20 protein-coding genes are annotated in these 17227 nt (G+C 69.6%); all 20 read left to right on the top strand.

Annotation, left to right across the window (positions count from 1 at the left end; translation table 11 throughout):
* The first annotated feature begins 7 nt into the window (after positions 1-7).
* The 20 genes from BST28156_RS07070 (at position 8) to BST28156_RS06975 (ending at position 17225) form a co-directional block, all read left to right on the top strand.
* Positions 8-1765, top strand: a complete 1758-nt coding sequence (locus BST28156_RS07070) for an FAD-dependent oxidoreductase (protein ID WP_174901849.1) — start codon at positions 8-10, stop codon at positions 1763-1765.
* Positions 1765-2283: a flavin reductase family protein gene (locus tag BST28156_RS07065; protein ID WP_174901848.1), complete on the top strand. Its 519-nt coding sequence runs from the start codon at positions 1765-1767 to the stop codon at positions 2281-2283. The genes BST28156_RS07070 and BST28156_RS07065 overlap by 1 nt, the downstream gene beginning before the upstream one ends.
* Before the next feature lie 32 nt (positions 2284-2315).
* The gene (locus BST28156_RS07060) at positions 2316-2576 is read left to right on the top strand and encodes a hypothetical protein (RefSeq protein ID WP_174901847.1); all 261 of its coding nucleotides are present in this window, start codon (positions 2316-2318) and stop codon (positions 2574-2576) included.
* Positions 2577-2586: 10 nt separating this feature from the next.
* A complete protein-coding gene (locus BST28156_RS07055; protein WP_174901846.1) occupies positions 2587-3624 on the top strand; it encodes a ferredoxin--NADP reductase in 1038 nt (345 codons plus the stop codon).
* A gap of 55 nt (positions 3625-3679) precedes the next feature.
* Positions 3680-5260: a FadD3 family acyl-CoA ligase gene (locus BST28156_RS07050; RefSeq protein ID WP_174901845.1), complete on the top strand. Its 1581-nt coding sequence runs from the start codon at positions 3680-3682 to the stop codon at positions 5258-5260.
* A gap of 32 nt (positions 5261-5292) precedes the next feature.
* Positions 5293-6066, top strand: a complete 774-nt coding sequence (locus tag BST28156_RS07045) for an SDR family NAD(P)-dependent oxidoreductase (RefSeq protein WP_174901844.1) — start codon at positions 5293-5295, stop codon at positions 6064-6066.
* Between the two features lie 43 nt (positions 6067-6109).
* A complete protein-coding gene (locus tag BST28156_RS07040) occupies positions 6110-6853 on the top strand; it encodes a GntR family transcriptional regulator (RefSeq protein ID WP_174901843.1) in 744 nt (247 codons plus the stop codon).
* Positions 6854-6865: 12 nt separating this feature from the next.
* Positions 6866-7717 carry a sulfite exporter TauE/SafE family protein gene (locus BST28156_RS07035; RefSeq protein ID WP_060237556.1) on the top strand — a complete coding sequence of 284 codons (852 nt, stop codon included), beginning with the start codon at positions 6866-6868 and terminating at the stop codon, positions 7715-7717.
* On the top strand, positions 7714-8037 hold the full coding sequence (locus tag BST28156_RS07030; RefSeq protein WP_174901842.1) for a DUF1634 domain-containing protein: 324 nt from the start codon (positions 7714-7716) through the stop codon (positions 8035-8037). The genes BST28156_RS07035 and BST28156_RS07030 overlap by 4 nt, the downstream gene beginning before the upstream one ends.
* Before the next feature lie 297 nt (positions 8038-8334).
* A complete protein-coding gene (locus BST28156_RS07025) occupies positions 8335-8580 on the top strand; it encodes a hypothetical protein (protein ID WP_174901841.1) in 246 nt (81 codons plus the stop codon).
* Positions 8581-8878: 298 nt separating this feature from the next.
* Positions 8879-9526, top strand: a complete 648-nt coding sequence (locus BST28156_RS07020) for a hypothetical protein (RefSeq protein WP_254596353.1) — start codon at positions 8879-8881, stop codon at positions 9524-9526.
* Between the two features lie 208 nt (positions 9527-9734).
* Entirely contained in the window at positions 9735-9971 is a 237-nt protein-coding gene (locus tag BST28156_RS07015) for a FitA-like ribbon-helix-helix domain-containing protein (RefSeq protein WP_060237566.1), read from the top strand.
* Entirely contained in the window at positions 9958-10374 is a 417-nt protein-coding gene (locus BST28156_RS07010; protein WP_174901839.1) for a type II toxin-antitoxin system VapC family toxin, read from the top strand. Before BST28156_RS07015 ends, BST28156_RS07010 begins: the two co-directional genes overlap by 14 nt.
* 210 nt (positions 10375-10584) lie before the next feature.
* A complete protein-coding gene (locus tag BST28156_RS07005; protein ID WP_174901838.1) occupies positions 10585-11481 on the top strand; it encodes a VOC family protein in 897 nt (298 codons plus the stop codon).
* Positions 11482-11490: 9 nt separating this feature from the next.
* Complete coding sequence (locus BST28156_RS07000) at positions 11491-12384, top strand: CoA transferase subunit A (protein WP_174901837.1); 894 nt, start codon at positions 11491-11493, stop codon at positions 12382-12384.
* Between the two features lie 10 nt (positions 12385-12394).
* Positions 12395-13192, top strand: coding sequence for a CoA-transferase subunit beta (locus BST28156_RS06995; RefSeq protein ID WP_174901836.1), 798 nt, complete (start codon positions 12395-12397; stop codon positions 13190-13192).
* 8 nt (positions 13193-13200) lie between these two features.
* Complete coding sequence (locus tag BST28156_RS06990; RefSeq protein WP_174901835.1) at positions 13201-14130, top strand: enoyl-CoA hydratase; 930 nt, start codon at positions 13201-13203, stop codon at positions 14128-14130.
* Positions 14127-15215, top strand: coding sequence for an NAD(P)H-dependent flavin oxidoreductase (locus tag BST28156_RS06985; RefSeq protein ID WP_174901834.1), 1089 nt, complete (start codon positions 14127-14129; stop codon positions 15213-15215). Before BST28156_RS06990 ends, BST28156_RS06985 begins: the two co-directional genes overlap by 4 nt.
* 25 nt (positions 15216-15240) lie before the next feature.
* Positions 15241-16059: an enoyl-CoA hydratase family protein gene (locus BST28156_RS06980; RefSeq protein ID WP_174901833.1), complete on the top strand. Its 819-nt coding sequence runs from the start codon at positions 15241-15243 to the stop codon at positions 16057-16059.
* Positions 16056-17225 (top strand): acyl-CoA dehydrogenase family protein, encoded by a 1170-nt coding sequence (locus BST28156_RS06975; protein ID WP_174901832.1) that lies wholly within the window; start codon positions 16056-16058, stop codon positions 17223-17225. Before BST28156_RS06980 ends, BST28156_RS06975 begins: the two co-directional genes overlap by 4 nt.
* Positions 17226-17227: the final 2 nt, after the last annotated feature.

Below are 17227 nucleotides of genomic sequence, written 5' to 3'. Positions count from 1 at the left end.
GGCCGCGATGAACGACACGCAAGCTCGGCAACATGTGTTCGACGTCGTGGTCGTCGGGTCGGGCGCGGGCGCGCTGCTGGCCGCGTGCCGCGCGGCCGATCGCGGCCTGTCCGTCGTCGTGATCGAGAAGACCGCACTGTACGGCGGCACGTCGGCCATCTCGGGCGGCGGCATCTGGGTGCCGTGCAACCACCATATCGCCGAGCTCGGCGCGACCGACTCGCGCGAGGCGGCGCGCCGTTATCTCGACGCGTGCACGGCCGGCGCGTCGCCGGCCGACAAGCTCGATGCGTATCTCGACCACGCGCCGCAGATGCTGCGCTATCTCGAAGCGAACACGCCGGTGCGCTACCAGGCGCTGCCGAAGTACGCGGACTACTTCCAGAAACTGCCGGGCGCAATGCCGGGCTATCGCGCGCTCGATCCGCTGCCGTTCGACGGCGCGCTGCTCGGCGACGAATTCGAGCGGTTGCGGCCGCCGTCGCCCGGCACGCTGATCGGCGGACGCGTCGCGGTGACGTCGAAGGAAGCGCACACGCTGTTCTCGCGCGGGCCGGGCTTCATGAAGCTCGCGCTCGGCCAGTTCGGCCGCTACTGGCTCGACGTCCGGATGCGCCGCCGTACGCGCCGCGACCGGCGCCTGACGCTCGGCAACGCGCTGGTCGGCGGCCTGCGCCGCGCGCTGCTCGATCGCAACGTGCCGGTCTGGCTCGATGCGCCGATGCGCGACCTGATCGAGACCGACGGCCGCGTGACGGGCGTGCGTGCGCAGCGTCTCGGCCAGCTCGTGACGCTCGTCGCGCGGCGCGGCGTGATCCTCGCGGCGGGCGGCTTCGAGCGCAACCAGCCGATGCGCGAACGCTACCTGCCGCAGCCGACGCGCACGGAATGGAGCGCGACGCCGCCGGCCAACACCGGCGACGCGATCGCCGAAGGGCACCGGCTCGGCGGCGCGCTGGCGCTGATGGAACACGTGTGGGGCGCGCCGACGGTCGGCGTCGCGGGCGAGGAGAAGCAGCGCGCGCTGTTCGTCGAGCGCAACCTGCCGGGCTGCGTGATCGTCAACGGCCAGGGCCGGCGCTTCGTCAACGAGGCGGCGCCGTATTCCGAATTCGTGCCGGCGATGTATCGCGACCATGCGCGCACCGGCGCGAGCGTGCCCGCGTGGATGGTGTTCGACGCGCGTTTTCGGCGCAACTATCCGTGCGGGCCGATCATGCCCGCCTCGATGATGCCGGACGCGCGGATTCCCGCCGCGTTTCGCGACGTGCTCGTGAAAGCCGACACGATCGATGCGCTCGCCGCACGGATCGGCGTCGATGCGGCCGGCCTGCACGACACGCTGCGCGACATGGCGCGCTATGCGGCGACCGGCATCGACGAAGCATTCGGCAAGGGCGACAACGCGTTCGACACGTACTACGGCGATCCGCGCAACCGGCCGAACCCGTGCCTCGGGCCGATCGACCAGGCGCCGTTCTACGCGGTGCGGATCGACGCGGGCGACATCGGCACGAAGGGCGGGCTCGTCACCGACGCGCAGGCCCGTGTGCTGCGCGCGGACGGCGCGCCGATCGACGGTCTTTACGCGATCGGCAACACGAGCGCGTCGATGATGGGCGCGAGCTATCCCGGCGCGGGCTCGACGCTCGGTCCGGCGATGACCTTCGGGTTCATCGCCGCCGACCACCTGGCCGCGCAGGCGGCCGAGGCCGGCGGCCGGCCGCTCCGGCCATCCACGACTGAACTTGACGGAGTCCAATGATGAGCGATCTCTCCATCCATCCGCTGCGCACCGACATGCTGCTCGCGATGCGCCGCCTCGCGCGCTCCGTCACGGTCATCAGCAGCGCGCACGACGGCCGCCGCTACTCGATGTCCGCGACGGCGGTCGATTCGCTGTCGACCGATCCGCCGTCGCTGCTGATCTGCATCAACCGCAGCGCGTCGCTGCACCCGCCGCTCGATGCGGGCGCCGGCTTTTGCGTGAACGTGCTGTCGGCGCGCCACGAAGGCATCGCGATCGACTGCAGCGGCCGCCTGAAGGGCGAAGCGCGCTTCACGACCGGCGACTGGCAGGCCTCGTCGCTCGGCGTGCCGTATCTGCGCGATGCGCAGGCGAGCTTCGTCTGCGAGCAGGACGGCCGCTTCGAATACGGCACGCATACGGTGTTCATCGGGCGCATCCGCGAGGTGCTGATGAGCGGCGACGTCGATCCGCTCGTCTATCTCGACGGCGCGTATACGACGCCCGGCGCGCCCGCGAGCCGCGCGGCCGCGTGATGCGCGTTTTCCCGTATCAGCAAGAGACGATCATGATCAGCAGACCGAACGGCAAAACCGCGCCCGTCGCCGGCGCGCGCATCACGTCCATGCCGCCGCTCGCGCGCCGCGCACCGTACGATTCCGGCATGCCGAGCGTGCGTGATGTCGTGCGCGTACTGGGCGGCGCGGCCGCGAACGTGCTGAACGCGTTCGCATGCGTCGCGCCGGCTTTGGCATCGAACGAAGCGCATTTCGCGAGCGGCGCAGCCGGCGGGACCGACGGCGGCCGGCGCGTGGCCGGCAGCGCGTGAGGAGCCGGCCATGAGCGATTCGCGCTTCCACCGCCTGACCGTCGCCGAAGTGATCGCCGAAAGCGACGACGCGTGCTCGTTCGTCTTCGACGTGCCGGCCGCGTTGCGCGATGCGTTCGCGTACCGGCCCGGGCAGTTCCTGACCTTGAACGTGCCGTGCGCCGAGGCGGCCGTCGCGCGCTGCTATTCGCTGTCGAGCGCGCCCGGCATCGACGCCGCGCCGAAGATCACCGTCAAGCGCGTGCGCGACGGCCGCGCGTCGAACTGGCTGTGCGATCGCATACGGGCGGGCGATGCGCTCGACGTGCTCGCGCCTGCCGGCGTGTTCACGCCGCGCACGCTCGACGGCGACCTGCTGCTGTTCGCGGGCGGCAGCGGCATCACGCCGGTGCTGTCGATCCTCAAGTCGGCGCTGGTGCACGGGCGCGGGATGCTGACGCTGATCTATGCGAACCGCGACGAGCGCTCGGTGATTTTCCGCGACGAGCTGCAGCAGCTCGCCCAGCGTCATCCGGGCCGGCTGCGCGTGATCCACTGGCTCGACAGCGTGCAGGGCATCCCGCAGCAGCGGCATCTCGAAGAACTCGCGCGGCCGTTCAGCCAGCAGGAGACGTTCATCTGCGGGCCCGCGCTGTTCATGGAGAACGCGCTCGCCGCGATGCTCGGCCTCGGCCTGCCGCGTGCGCGCGTGCATGTCGAGCGCTTCGCGTCGCTGCCCGATACGCCGGCGCCCGCGCAGGCCGGACCTGCGGCCGCTACCGCGTCGGGCGACGGCGCGGCGATCGAGACGGTGCTCGACGGCGCGGCATTCGCGCTCGACAGTGCGCCCGGCGAGACGCTGCTCGACGCGATGCTGCGCGCGGGGCTGCCGGCGCCGAATTCCTGCCGGATGGGGCAGTGCGGCGCGTGCATGTGCCGGGTCGAGCGCGGCGAGGTCGCGCTCGACGGCAATCACGTGCTCGACGACGACGAGATCGCCGCCGGCTGGACGCTGGCCTGTTGTGCGCGACCCGCGAGCGCTGCGCTGCGCGTGGTGTTTCCCGATTGAGCCGTGCCGCGCCGGCGGCGCGCACGGCCTTCCTGTTTCGACGATGCATACGACGATGGACAACGAAATCCTGACCACGCCCGCGCTGATCGCGCGGGCCGCCGCGCGCCACGGCGCGCATCCGGCGATCGAGTCGGAGCACGGCCGGCTGACCTACGCGGAACTCGATGCGGCGCGGCTCGATGCGGCGCGCGCGCTGCTCGCGAGCGGCATCGACGCCGGCGACCGGGTCGCGATCTGGGCGCCGAACCTGCCGCAGTGGATCGTCGCGACGCTCGCGATCCACACCGTCGGCGCGATCCTCGTGCCGATCAATACGCGCATGAAGGGGATCGAGGTCGGCGGCATCCTGCAGGACAGCGGCGCACGGCTGCTGTTCTGCTGCGGCACCTTCCTCGGCGAATCCTATCCGGCGATGCTCGCGCCGCACCGGCCGGCGACGCTCGAATGCGTGGTCGTGTTCGACGGCGAGCCGCCGGCCGGCGCGCACGATGCAACCTGGAACGCGTTTCTCGCGCGCGGCGCGGCGATTCCGCTCGACGCGGTGCGTGCGCGCGAAGCGCAGGTGACGCCCGATAGCGTGATGGACCTGATGTTCACGTCGGGTACGACTGGCCGCCCGAAGGGCGTGATGACCGCGCACGGCCAGAACCTGCGCGCCGCGCAGGCGTGGGCGCACATCGCCGGCGTGCGCCAGGACGATCGCTACCTGATCGTCAATCCGTTCTTCCATACGTTCGGCTACAAGGCCGGCTGGCTGGCCGCGCTGTCGAGCGGCGCGACCGTGCTGCCGCACCTCGTGTTCCAGCCGGCCGACGTGCTGCGACGCGTCGCCGACGACCGCGTATCGGTGCTGCCCGGCCCGCCGACGCTGTACTACGCGTTGCTCGATGCGCCCGATCGCGCGACGCGCGACCTGTCGTCGCTGCGGATCGCGGTGACGGGCGCGGCCGCGATCGCGCCGAGCCTGATCGAGCGGATGCGCGCGGAGCTCGGCTTCGAGACGGTGCTGACCGGCTACGGGCTGACGGAGTCGTGCGGTTTTGCGACGCTGTGCCGTCAAGGCGACGACGCGCAGACGGTCGCGCTGACGTCGGGCCGGCCGATGCCGGGCGTCGAGCTGCGCATCGCCGGACCGGGCGGCGCGGCGCTCGGGCCGGATCAGACCGGCGAGATCTGGGTGCGCGGCTACAACGTGATGCGCGGCTACTTCGGCCAGCCGGATGCGACGCGCGAAACCGTCGATGCGGACGGCTGGCTGCATACCGGCGATCTCGGCTGCGTCGACGCGAACGGCAACCTGAAGATCACCGACCGGATCAAGGACATGTTCATCGTCGGCGGCTTCAACTGCTATCCGGCCGAGATCGAGCGGCTGCTCGCCGCGCATCCGGCGATCGCGCAGGTCGCGCTGGTCGGCGTGCCCGATGCGCGGCTCGGCGAGGTCGGGCATGCGTACGTCGTGCTGCGGCCGGGCGCCCACGCTGATGCCGACGCACTGAACGACTGGGCGCGCCGCAACATGGCGAACTACAAGGTGCCGCGGCACTTCACGTTCGTCGAGCAATTGCCGACGAGCGCGGCCGGCAAGGTGCTGAAGTACCGGCTGCGCGCGGATAGCGAAGCGGCGGCCTGAGCGCCGCCACGCCACTTCAACGGGATGAACGGATGAACGACAACGGATTTCCGCAGGGCGCGGTGCTGGTGTTCGGCGGCAGCGGCGGAATCGGGCAGGGCGTTGCGCTCGAATTCGCGCGCGCCGGCGTGCCGGTCGCGCTCGGCTATCGGAGCAAGGCCGACGTGGCCGAGCGCGTCGCGCGCGACATCCGCGACGAAGGCGTCGCGGCGACCACGCATCGCGTCGACGTGACCGATCCCGCGCAGCTCGACGCCGCGTTCGCGGCCGCGATCGACGCGCATGGCCGCGTGCATACGGTCGTGTGGGCGGCCGGCCCGTTCGTGAACCAGCGCCATATCGGCGACCTGACGCACGACGACTGGCGCCGCGCGATCGAGGTCGAGACGATCGGTTTCTTCGGCGCGGCGAAGGCGGCGCTGCCGCATTTCCGCGCGTCGGGCGGCGGCTCGTTCGTGACGCTCGGCTCGGCCGGCCATCTGCGCTGGCCCGATCGCGACGGGCTGTCGGTCGCGCCGAAGGCGGCGAACGAGGCGCTGGTCAAGGGGCTCGCGCGCGAGGAGGGCCGCTACAACATTCGCGCGAACTCGATCCTGGTCGGCGTGATCGAGGCGGGGATGTTTCCGGTGCTGCTCGAACAAGGGCAGTTCGACCAGGCATGGATCGACGAAACGCAGAAGATGCTCGCGCTCAAGCGCTGGGGCAAGGCGCACGACGTCGGCCGCGCGGCGGTGTTTCTGGCGTCGGACCGGGCCGATTACATCACCGGGCAGCAGTTGAATGTTTCGGGCGGCTACGGGCTGTAACGACCGATTGACATCATGACGTCGTGACGTCATGATGTCTGGCATGAAACCCGAATCCGATACCGCGCTGCTCTATGCGAAAGTCGAGGCCGCGCTGGCCGCCGAAATCTCGACCGCCGCGCTGCCGCCCGGCAGCCAGCTTCCGCCCGAGGAGCGCCTGATCGAGCGCTTCGGCGTGAGCCGGACGACCGTGCGCAAGGCGGTCGAAAACCTCGTTGCACGCGGTCTCGTCGAGATTCGGCGCGGCAAGGGTACTTTTGTCGCCGAACCGAAGATCACGCAGGAATTGACGGAGCTGACCGGCTTCGTCGAGGACATGCACGCGCTCGGACGGACCCCGACCGCGCGGCTCGTCGACCAGCGGATCGTCGCGGCCGATGCCGCAGTCGCCCGGCAACTGGCGCTGCCGCCCGGCACCGACGTGATGCGGATCCGGCGCGTGCGCCTGGCAGACGGCGTCGCGGTGTCGTTCGACGAAACCTATCTGCCGCGCGAACTCGGCGAGCAGATCGTCGCGCACGATCTGGAGGCCGAACCGATCTTCTCGTTGCTCGAGCAGCGCTACGACGTGCCGCTCGTCGATGCCGAATACCGCCTCGAGGCCGTCGCGGCGCCGCCGGAGGTCGCGCAGGCGCTCGCGATCGCGCCCGGCAGTCCGGTGTTCCTGATCGAACGCACGTCGCACACGCACGCGAACCGGCCGATCGACTTCGAGAAGCTCTATTACCGCGGCGACCTGATCCGCTTCGTCACGCGCCTGAGCCGGCGCGCCGGCGAGCGCTCGTAGCGGGCGCGCGGCATGGAAGCGCTGTGGCTGTTCGTCGCCGCATTCGGCGCCAGCGCGCTCGGCGGCGTGCTCGGGATGGCGAGCGGGATTTTTGTCGTGCCGTTGCTGACGCTGCTGTTCGGCGTCGGCATCCAGACGGCGATCGGCGCGAGCATCGTGTCGGTGATCGCGTGCTCGTGCAGCAGCGCGGCGTCGTTCCTGAAGGGGCGACTGATCAACGTCCGGCTTGCGATCGTGCTCGAAACGGCGACGACGCTCGGCGCGCTCACCGGCGTGCTGCTGATCGGCCGCGTGCCGGTGGCGTTCCTGTATGCGTTGTTTGCGGGCGTGCTCGCGGTGTCCGCGAAACAGATGCTGGCGCGGCGTCGCGACGCGAGTGCCGACGGCCCGCCCGATGCCGCGAGCTGGGCAAGCGTGCTGCGACTGCATGCGAGCTTTCCCGATCCGGCGTCGGGCCGGGAGATTCGCTACCAGGTCGGGCGCGTGCCGTTCGGGATGGCGCTGATGTACGGCGCAGGCCTGATTTCCGCGCTGCTCGGCATCGGCTCGGGCGTGCTGAAGATCCCGGCGATGGATACGGCGCTGCGGCTGCCGATCAAGGTGTCGTCGGCCACGTCGAACTTCATGATCGGCGTGACGGCGGCGGCGAGCGCGGGCGCCTATTTCGTGCGCGGCGACATCGACATGCGCGTGGCCGGCCCGATCGCGCTCGGCTCGGTGATCGGTGCGATCGTCGGCGCGCGTCTGCTGATGCGCGTACCGGCCGACAAGCTGCGGGTCTTTTTCGTCGTCGTGCTGCTGCTGCTCGCGATCGACATGCTCGCGACCGCGCTGGGCGTGCACGCGCCCGGAGGCGCAGCATGACGCGCGCGGCCGACGGCGTCGAACGTCGCGAGCGGGCCGTCGCCGCGCTGCTCCGCGGCGGCACGGTGTGCGCGTGCGTGCTGATCGCCGTCGGGATGCTGCTCGGCGCGTGGCAGCCGGCGGCGGGCGCGAGCGAATTCGCGCGGAGCGGCGCGGCATTCGCGAAGGCCGGCGTCGGCTTGTTCATCCTGCTGCCGGTTGCGCGCGTCGTATTGCTGCTCGGGTGGTTCGTGCGCGAGCGTGATCGGACGTATGCGCTGCTTTCGCTGCTCGTGCTGGTGATTATCGCGGCGGGTGTGGTGGTCGGGATGCGGGGGTGAGGTTCGGCGGGAGCCGCTCGTGCAGAACGGCGGCATTGCGCTGGAACAGCACCTCCAGCCGAATGGAACAGCCTGCGTTTCTTCGGCCCGACGCGACTGCTGCGTTTTCTGGAACACTTCGCGGAAGCGTTCCAGAAAACGCTGAGCCGCGACGCTCGGCTCGACGCGCATCGTCCGGCTTCAGGCGCGACAGATGGATGCGCACACATCGGTAGTCTCCCTGCCTTCGCGGCGACGAGCGTGCATCCGCACTTCCTTTGACCCGCCCGAGGTCACGTCGCTGCAACATTTTCGACGATGGACGTCAGCGCGCGATGCGTCGTCGAGACGCGTTTGCGCGCTTTGAATGCCGCCCGGCTTGGTCCGGCGGCTATCGCGTCGCGCGCCTCCGATCCGCTCGACGCCGCGCTTCCGTCGACGCGCATCGAATATCGATACGTTCCTGAAACATTTCCGCCGATTCCGGCCCGCATCGCGTGCGCCGGATCGCGGCAACGCTTGCCCCGATTCACCTTGCGCGATATGGCACATCGCTTGCGATGAAGTCGATGCGTCCATGCAAACCGTGCCGGGCCTGCGCGGCGATGCATGGGCGGCCGTCGACGCAGCGGAAAACGAAACAAACGGGGACCGGATTCACCGCGGTCGGCCGCCTGTCGCGAGGCACGTGCGGAGCGTGCCGTATCGGCAACGCGACCGGGCAACACGCGATCGATCCGTCGAAAAGCAAGCTTGCTTGCGAAGTGCCGTGTCGGGGACGCGCGATGCATCGCGACAGCGATCGCGTGCGGCGGTCATGCGCGCCCGGCGCCTATCGGGGGAGACGCCCGTGAAAATCACAATGAACCAATGGGTAGTGCTGGGGGCGATGTTCGTGGTCAGCGCGCATGCGCAGGAGATTTTCCTGCAAGGCGGCACGCAGGGCGCCGGCATCGGTGCAGCGGTCAGCTTCAATTCGATGCTGGGCGCGCACGCGGACTTCAATGCGATCAACCTGTCGCACGACTTCTCGGTGGCCGGCAATCTCTATCAGGACGACGTGAAACTGCGACAGGGCGGCCTGTATGCGGACATCTTCCCGTGGCGCGGCAGCGGCTTTCGCGCCACCGTCGGGCTGCGCTTCAACGACGACGAGGTCACCGGCGTGTCGGTGCCGACCAACGGCACCTATACATTCGGCGGCAAGCGTTATCCGGCGCTGCCGGGGATGTACGCGACCGCGCAGGCGCGCTATCCGACCGTGATGCCGTATGTCGGGATCGGCTACGGGCATCGGCCTGCGTCGAAAGGGCTCGGGTTCGTCGCCGACCTCGGCGTCGCATACGGGATGCCGAGATGCTCGTATACGCTGTCGCCGGAACTGGCGGCCGCGGCCGGCCCGGTCAAGAGCCAGATCCTGATTGCGAGCGGTCTCGATGAACTGAACAAGGTGATGTCGCGCTATCGGTGGTATCCGGTTTTGCAGATCGGGATTTCGTATCGGTTCTGAGGGGCGCCGCGCTGGCCGGACGGCCAGCTTACGCTGCCGGTGCCGGGCGTCTACATTGCAGCAGACAGCAGTCCAACCTGTCCGGCGCACTGAACGCCGGCGTTGGTCTGCGTTCGGTAGCAAAGCCGGACGGCCATCGGGTGATAGCAATGCTTGCATTTCTTACACCGATTGATATCATCGCTATCAATTCGAGTGGAGGTGAAACATGCCTGATCTTCTGGTGCGAAATGTAGACAAGACCGTCATCCAGAGTCTGCGTGAGCAGGCCGCGGCGCACGGCCGCAGTGCGGAAGCGGAGCATCGGGCCATCCTGGCCGACGCGCTGCACCGCCCGAAACGCAGAAGCCTGGCCGAGGTGCTGGCAAGCATGCCGAACGTGGGCGAAGACGCCGATTTCGAGCGCCGGGACGATTCCGGCGAGGGTTCTCATGTATTTGATTGACACGAACGTCATCAGCGAAACACGCAAGAAATCGCGCGCCAATGCCGGCGTGCTGTCGTTCTTCCGGCACGCGCGCGACAACCACGACCCGCTGTACCTGTCGATCGTGACGATTTCCGAGCTGCAGCGCGGCGTCGATCTCGTGCGCTCTCGCGGCGACGCGAAACAGGCGGCGCGGCTCGACGCGTGGCTCGCGACGATCGTGCAGGACCACGCGCGCCATGTATTGACCGTCGACGCCGAAATCGCGCAGCTCTGGGGCCGCCTGCGCGTGCCGCAGCCCGATCACGCACTCGACAAACTGATCGCCGCCACCGCGCTGATCCACGACCTGACGGTCGTTACCCGCAACGTCGGCGATTTCGCGCGAACCGGTGTGAAACTCCTGAACCCGTTCGACTGATGCCGTTTGCCGCGCCGCAACCCGGCGGCGGCAAGCTACCCCCGTTCCCCGTTCGTTTCTATCCGCGAAACCCGTCCCGCCGGGCTTTCGCGCGTCGTCGCGCTTTCCCGGTTCCGCGCCGCCTCTCGTCCCAACAGACGATGTGACGCCATCCCCGAGCGGCCAGAATCCCTTCACGAACAACGGATTCTGAACCAGGAGGAGGCCGACATGATCGATGTCCGTGCACTCGGCTACGTGGTCGTCGAGGCGACCCGCGTCGATGCGTGGCGCCGCTACGCGGAAGACGTGCTGGGCATGCAGGCGCTCGACGCGCCCGACGGCGCGCTGTACCTGAAGATGGACGAGCGCGATTTTCGCTACCTGATCGTCCCCGGCACGACCGACCGCTATTTCGCGTCGGGCTGGGAACTGCCCGATGGCGCCGCGTTCGACGCCGCGCTGGCTGCGCTGCAACAGGCCGGCGTCGAGGCCGTGCGCGCCAGCCGCGACGAGGCCGCGCTGCGCCGCGTGCAGGCGATGGCGTGGTGCACCGACCCGTCCGGCAACCGCCACGAGCTTTACTGGGGCGCGCGCTGCGACTTCCGCCGCTTCGCGTCGCCGCTGGGCGTGCCGCGTTTCGTCACGGGCGGCATGGGGCTCGGCCACGCGGTGCTGCCCGCGCCGCAGTTCGACGCGACCGACGCGTTCGTGCGCGGCGTGCTCGGCTTCGAGCTGTCCGACATCTACCGCGTGAAGTTCACGCCCGATCCGGCCGAACCGGAGAAGCGCATCCATTTCATGCACTGCCGCAACGCGCGCCATCACAGCCTCGCGCTGTTCGAGATGGCGGTGCCGTCCGGCTGCGTGCACGTGATGGCCGAAGTCGACTCGATGGACGAAGTGGGGCGCGCGCTCGATCGCGTCGCCGCGCACGACGTGAAGCTGTCCGCGACGCTCGGCCGGCACTGCAACGACCAGATGATCTCGTTCTACATGAAGACCCCCGGCGGCTTCGATCTCGAATACGGCTGCGGCGGCCTGACCGTCGACTGGTCGAAGCACGCGGTGTTCGAGGCCACCAAGGTGAGCCAGTGGGGCCACGATTTCAGCATCGGATACCGGTAAGCCAGCACGATGACGATGAAACCTCTCGACAAGACGATGTCCGCGCGCGACGTGATCGCGCAGCTCGCCGACGGCATGACGATCGGCATCGGCGGATGGGGGCCGCGGCGCAAGCCGATGGCGCTGGTGCGCGAGATCGCGCGCTCGAACCTGAAGGACCTGACGATCGTCGCGTACGGCGGTGCCGACGTCGGCCTGCTGTGCGCGGCCGGCAAGGTGCGCAAGGTGGTGTTCGGCTTCGTGTCGCTCGACGCGATTCCGCTCGAACCGCATTTCCGCCGTGCCCGCGAGCAGGGCCGCGTCGACGTGCTCGAACTCGACGAAGGGATGCTGCAGCTCGGCCTGCGCGCGGCCGCCGCGCGCCTGCCGTTCCTGCCGACGCGCGCCGGGCTCGGCACCGCGCTGCTCGATCACGCGCCCGGGCTGCGCACGGTGAAATCGCCGTACGACGACGGCGAGACGCTGCTCGCGATGCCGGCGCTCGAACTCGACGTCGCGCTGCTGCACGTGAACGCGGCCGACTGGAAGGGCAACACGCGCATCGACGGCCCCGATCCGTTCTTCGACGCGTGGATGGCGCGCGCCGCGCAACGCTGCTACGTATCGGCGGAAACGCTCGACGCGTCGCTCGCGAGCGAAGACCTCGACGCCGCGAAACGCAATCCGTTCGAGCGCTCGCTCGTCACGGGCGTCGTGCACGCACCGGGCGGCGCACACCCGACCTCGTGCGCGCCGGCCTATGGCTGGGACCTGCCGCACCTGCGCGCGTATTGCGCGAGCGCGGAACACGACGAGAAAACCGCGGCGTACCTGCGCGACGTGGTCGGCCGCGACGAACGTCAGTACCTCGAAGGCGTCGGCGGGCTGTCGCATGTGACGACGCTGCCGTTGCCGATTCTGTAAAGGAGCGCCTGTGAGCGAATCTCTCGACCATTCCCTCGCGGAACTGATGATCGTCGCGGCCGCGCAACTCTGGCGCGACGACGGCGAAGTGCTGGCAACCGGCATCGGCACGGGCCCGCGGCTCGCGGCCGGCCTCGCGCGGCTCGCGTACAACGACGGGCTGATGCTGACCGACGGCGAAGCGTATCTCGTCGAGGAGCCGGTGCCGCTCGGCCCGCGCCCCGACGGCTATCGCGTGAAGGCGAGCGGCTGGATGACCTACGAGCGCGTGTTCGACTGCCTGTGGCACGGCCGCCGGCATGCGCTCGTGATGCCGACGCAGATCGACCGCTTCGGCCAGGCGAACATCTCGTGGCTCGGCGACGACTACGCGCGTCCGAAGACGCAGCTGCTCGGCGCGCGCGGCTTTCCCGGCAACTCGACGAACCATGCGAACTCGTTCTTCGTCAGCGGCCACGGCAAGCGCACGTTTGTCGCCGGCGAAGTCGACATGGTGTGTACGGTCGGCTACAACCCGGCGCGACGCGTGCCGGGGATGAAGACCTTCGTCGACCTGCGCAGCATCGTCACCGATCTGTGCGTGATGGATTTCGGCGGCCCCGACCACGCGATCCGCGTGCGCTCGCTGCACCCAGGCGTCAGCTTCGCCGAGGTGCAGGACGCGACCGGCTTCCCGCTGGTTGCGCATCCGGAACTCGGCACGACGCCCGCGCCGAGCGCGGCAGACCTGCGCATCGTGCGTGCGCTCGATCCGCACAACCTGCGCGCGGCGATCGTGCGCGACAATCCGGCGCCGCGCCGGGGATGAGGTCCGACATGGAAGCGACCCCGATGACGTTCGGCGACGGTGTCGTCGACTACGCGGTCGAGGACGGCATCGCGACGATCACGATGAACCGCCCCGAATACCACAACGCGCAGAACTCGAAGATGACCTATGCGCTCGACGCGGCGTTCCGGCGCGCGGCGCACGACGACGTGGTGAAGGCAATCGTGCTCGCGGGCGCGGGCAAGCATTTCTCGGCGGGGCACGACATCGGCACGCCGGGCCGCGACATCCACGAGTCGTTCGAGCGCGCGTCGCTGTGGTACGACCACGTCGACAAGGAAGGCGGCGAGTTCCTGTATGCGCGCGAACAGGAGGTCTACCTCGGCATGTGCCGCCGCTGGCGCGACCTGCCGAAGCCGACGATCGCGATGGTGCAGGGCGCGTGCATCGCGGGCGGCTTGATGCTTGCGTGGGTGTGCGACCTGATCGTCGCGTCGGAGGACGCGTTCTTCGCGGATCCGGTCGTGCGGATGGGGATTCCGGGCGTCGAGTATTTCGCGCATGCGTACGAGCTGAACCCGCGCATCGCGAAGGAATTCCTGTTTCTCGGCGAGCGGATGCCGGCCGAGCGTGCGTACCAGATGGGGATGGTCAACCGCGTGGTGCCGCGCGAGCGGCTGCGCGACGCGACCTATGCGATCGCCGCGAAGATCGCGACGATGCCGCGTCTCGGGCTGACGCTGACCAAGCAGGCGCTGAATCACGTCGAGGAGCTGCAGGGCAAGCGCGCGGCGATGGACGCGGCGTTCGCGTGGCACCACTTCGCGCATGCGCACAACGAACTGGTCAGCGGCGATCGCCTCGGCGGCTACGACGCGCGCAGCATGGCCAGCTCGCAGCGGCAGCCGAACGGCGCGGATCGCGGCGAGGCGACCGCGTCGGCGGCGCCGGCCGCCATCAACGGAGCCGCCGCATGAGCACGACGCTTCATACGCCGCTGTGCGACCTGCTCGGCTGCCGCTATCCGATCGTGCAGACCGCGATGGGCTGGGTCGCCGACGCGCGCCTGGTCGCGGCGACCGGCAACGCAGGCGGCTTCGGTTTTCTGGCCGGCGCGACGCTCGAGCCCGACCAGGTCGAGGCCGAGATCCTGAAAGTGAAGTCGCTGACCGACCAGCCGTTCGGCATCAACTTCCACATGTTCCAGAAGAATGCGCAGCAGGTCGTCGATCTCGCGATCAAGCACCGGCTGCGCGCGGTCAGCTACGGCCGCGGGCCCGACGCGAAGACGATCCGCCGCTTCAAGGACGCCGGCATCGTCTGCATGCCGACGGTCGGCGCACCGAAGCATGCGGCGAAGGCGGTCGAGCTCGGCGCGGACATCGTCACCGTGCAGGGCGCGGAAGGCGGCGGCCACACGGGCGCGGTGCCGACCACGCTGCTGCTGCCGAAGGTGCTCGACGCGGTGCAGGTGCCGGTTGTCGCGGCGGGCGGCTTCTTCGACGGGCGCGGGCTGGCGGCTGCGCTCGCGTACGGCGCGGCCGGCATCGCGATGGGCACGCGCTTCCTGATGAGCGCCGAATCGCCGGTGCCGCGCGACACGCTCGAGCGCTACGTCGCGGTTGCCGATCCGGCGCGCATCCGCGTGTCGGACGCGCTCGACGGGCTGCCGCAACGCATGATCGACAACCCGTACCTGCTGAAGCTCGAACGCTTCGGCCCGCTGCGCCGCACGCTGTTCGCGCTGAAGACGGCCGAGGCGTGGCGGCGCCGCAGCGGGCTGCGCACCGGCGACATGCTCGGCCTCGCGCTCAAGGCGCTGCGCTCGCACGACTACACCGCCAGCCAGACGCTGATGGCTGCGAACGCGCCGTTCCTGATCCAGCGCGCGATCGTCGACGGGCGTCCGGACGAGGGCGTGCTGCCGAGCGGCCAGGCGGCCGCGATGATCGGCGCGATCGAATCGTGCGACGCGCTGATCGCGCGGATCGTCGCGGAAGCCGGCGCGCGGCTCGACGCACTGGCCGCGCTGCGCGGCGCGGCTGCGGCGCAGCCTGCATGAACGACATCACAGGGAGGCAGAGGAGATGACACCATCCAATCAACCGGCCGGCACGACGCCGTTCCGGATCGACCGCGCCGACGGCATCGCCGAACTGGTGATCGCGCATCCGCCCGTCAACGCGCTCGACGCGCAGGGCTGGCATGCGCTCGCCCGCGCACTCGATGCGCTCGGCGCCGACGACGACGTGCGCGCGATCGTCGTGCGCGGCGAAGGGCGCGGCTTCTGCGCGGGCGTCGACATCAAGGAACTGGCCGCGCATCCGGAGCGGATCGTGGCGGTCAACGCGGGCAACTACGAGACGTTCCGCGCGGTGCACCGCAACCCGAAACCGGTGATCGCGGCCGTGCACGGCTTCGTGCTCGGCGGCGGGATCGGCATCTGCGGCGCGGCTGACATCGTCGTCGCGGCCGACTGCGCGCGCTTCGGCGTACCCGAGATCGACCGCGGCGCGATGGGCGGCGGTGCGCACCTGCAGCGGCTGTTCGGCGTGCAGAAGGTGCGCACGATGTATTTCACCGGCGAGATGATCGACGCGGCCGAGGCATACCGGCTCGGCGCGCTCGAGCAGGTCGTCGCGCGCGACGCGCTGCGCGACGCGGCACTCGCGATCGCCCGCCGGATCGCGGCCAAGAGCCCCGCGATGGTGCGGCTCGCAAAGGAGGCGCTGAACGGCGTCGAGGACGGCGATCTCGAGGACAAATATCGCTGGGAGCAGGGCTTCACGCTACAGGCGTACATGACGAACGACTCGACGGAAGCGCGCGCCGCGTTCGTCGAGAAGCGCGACGCGTGCTTCGATGCGTCGGCCGCACCGGCAACCGCGCAGGAGGCACGCGCATGAACCTGACCTATACGCCGCAACAGCAGGCGTTCCGCGCGGAAATCCGCGACTGGCTCGCCGCGCACGTGCCGCGCGAGCGGCTGCCGAGCTTCGATACCGAGGCGGGCTTTGCCGCGCATCGCGACTGGGAGCGCACGCTGCACTCGGGCCGCTGGAGCATGGTCACCTGGCCGCGCGAGCTGGGCGGGCGCGGCTGCGACCTGATCGAGTGGCTGATCTTCGAGGAGGAGTACTGGCGCGCGGACGCGCCGATGCGCGTGAACCAGAACGGCATCTTCCTGCTCGGCCCGACGCTGATGGACTTCGGCACCGCCGAGCAGAAGGCGCGTTTCCTGCCGGCGATGGCGGCCGGCGAACACGTGTGGGCGCAAGGCTGGTCGGAGCCGAACGCGGGCTCGGACATGGCCGCGATCCGCTCGACGGCGATCCGCATCGGCGACGAATACGTGCTGAACGGCCAGAAGATCTGGTCGACGCGCGCGGTGTGGGCCGACTGGTTGTTCGGGCTGTTCCGCAGCGATCCGGAATCGTCGCGCCATCACGGGCTTACGTTCCTGATGGTGCCGCTGTCGGCGCCCGGCATCACGGTGCGGCCGATCCGGCAGCTGAACGGGCAGACGGGCTTCGCGGAGATCTTTTTCGACGACGTGCGCGTGCCGGTCGAGAACCGGCTGGCGGCCGAAGGCGCGGGCTGGCAGGTCGCGATGGCGACGGCCGGCTTCGAGCGCGGGCTGATGCTGCGTTCGCCCGCGCGCTTCCAGCGAACCGCGCAGGCGCTGCGCGACCTGTATCTCGCGCATCGCGACAGCGCGGATCGCGACCCGACGCTGCGCGAGCGCGTGGTGTCGGCGTGGATGGATGCGCAGGCGTATGCGCTGTCGACCTACGCGACCGCGAGCCGGCTGCTGAAGGGCGGCCACATCGGCGCGGAGTCGAGCACCAACAAAGTGTTCTGGTCCGAGCTGGACCTGCGGATGCACCAGACCGCGCTCGACATCCTCGGCGCGCACGGCGAGGTCGTCCCGCAGACCGCCGCGCAGCACGCGACGCTCGGCCACTGGCTCGACGGCTTCCTGTTCGCGCAGGCCGGCCCGATCTACGCGGGCACCAACGAGATCCAGCGCAACATCGTCGCCGAACGGATGCTCGGCATGCCGCGCGCGTGAGC

This window comes from Burkholderia pseudomultivorans (genome assembly GCF_902499075.1).
Taxonomy (GTDB): Bacteria; Pseudomonadota; Gammaproteobacteria; order Burkholderiales; family Burkholderiaceae; genus Burkholderia; species Burkholderia pseudomultivorans.
The sequence above is the reverse complement of the archived record's forward strand: the minus strand, read 5'-3'. Positions and strand labels throughout refer to the sequence as shown.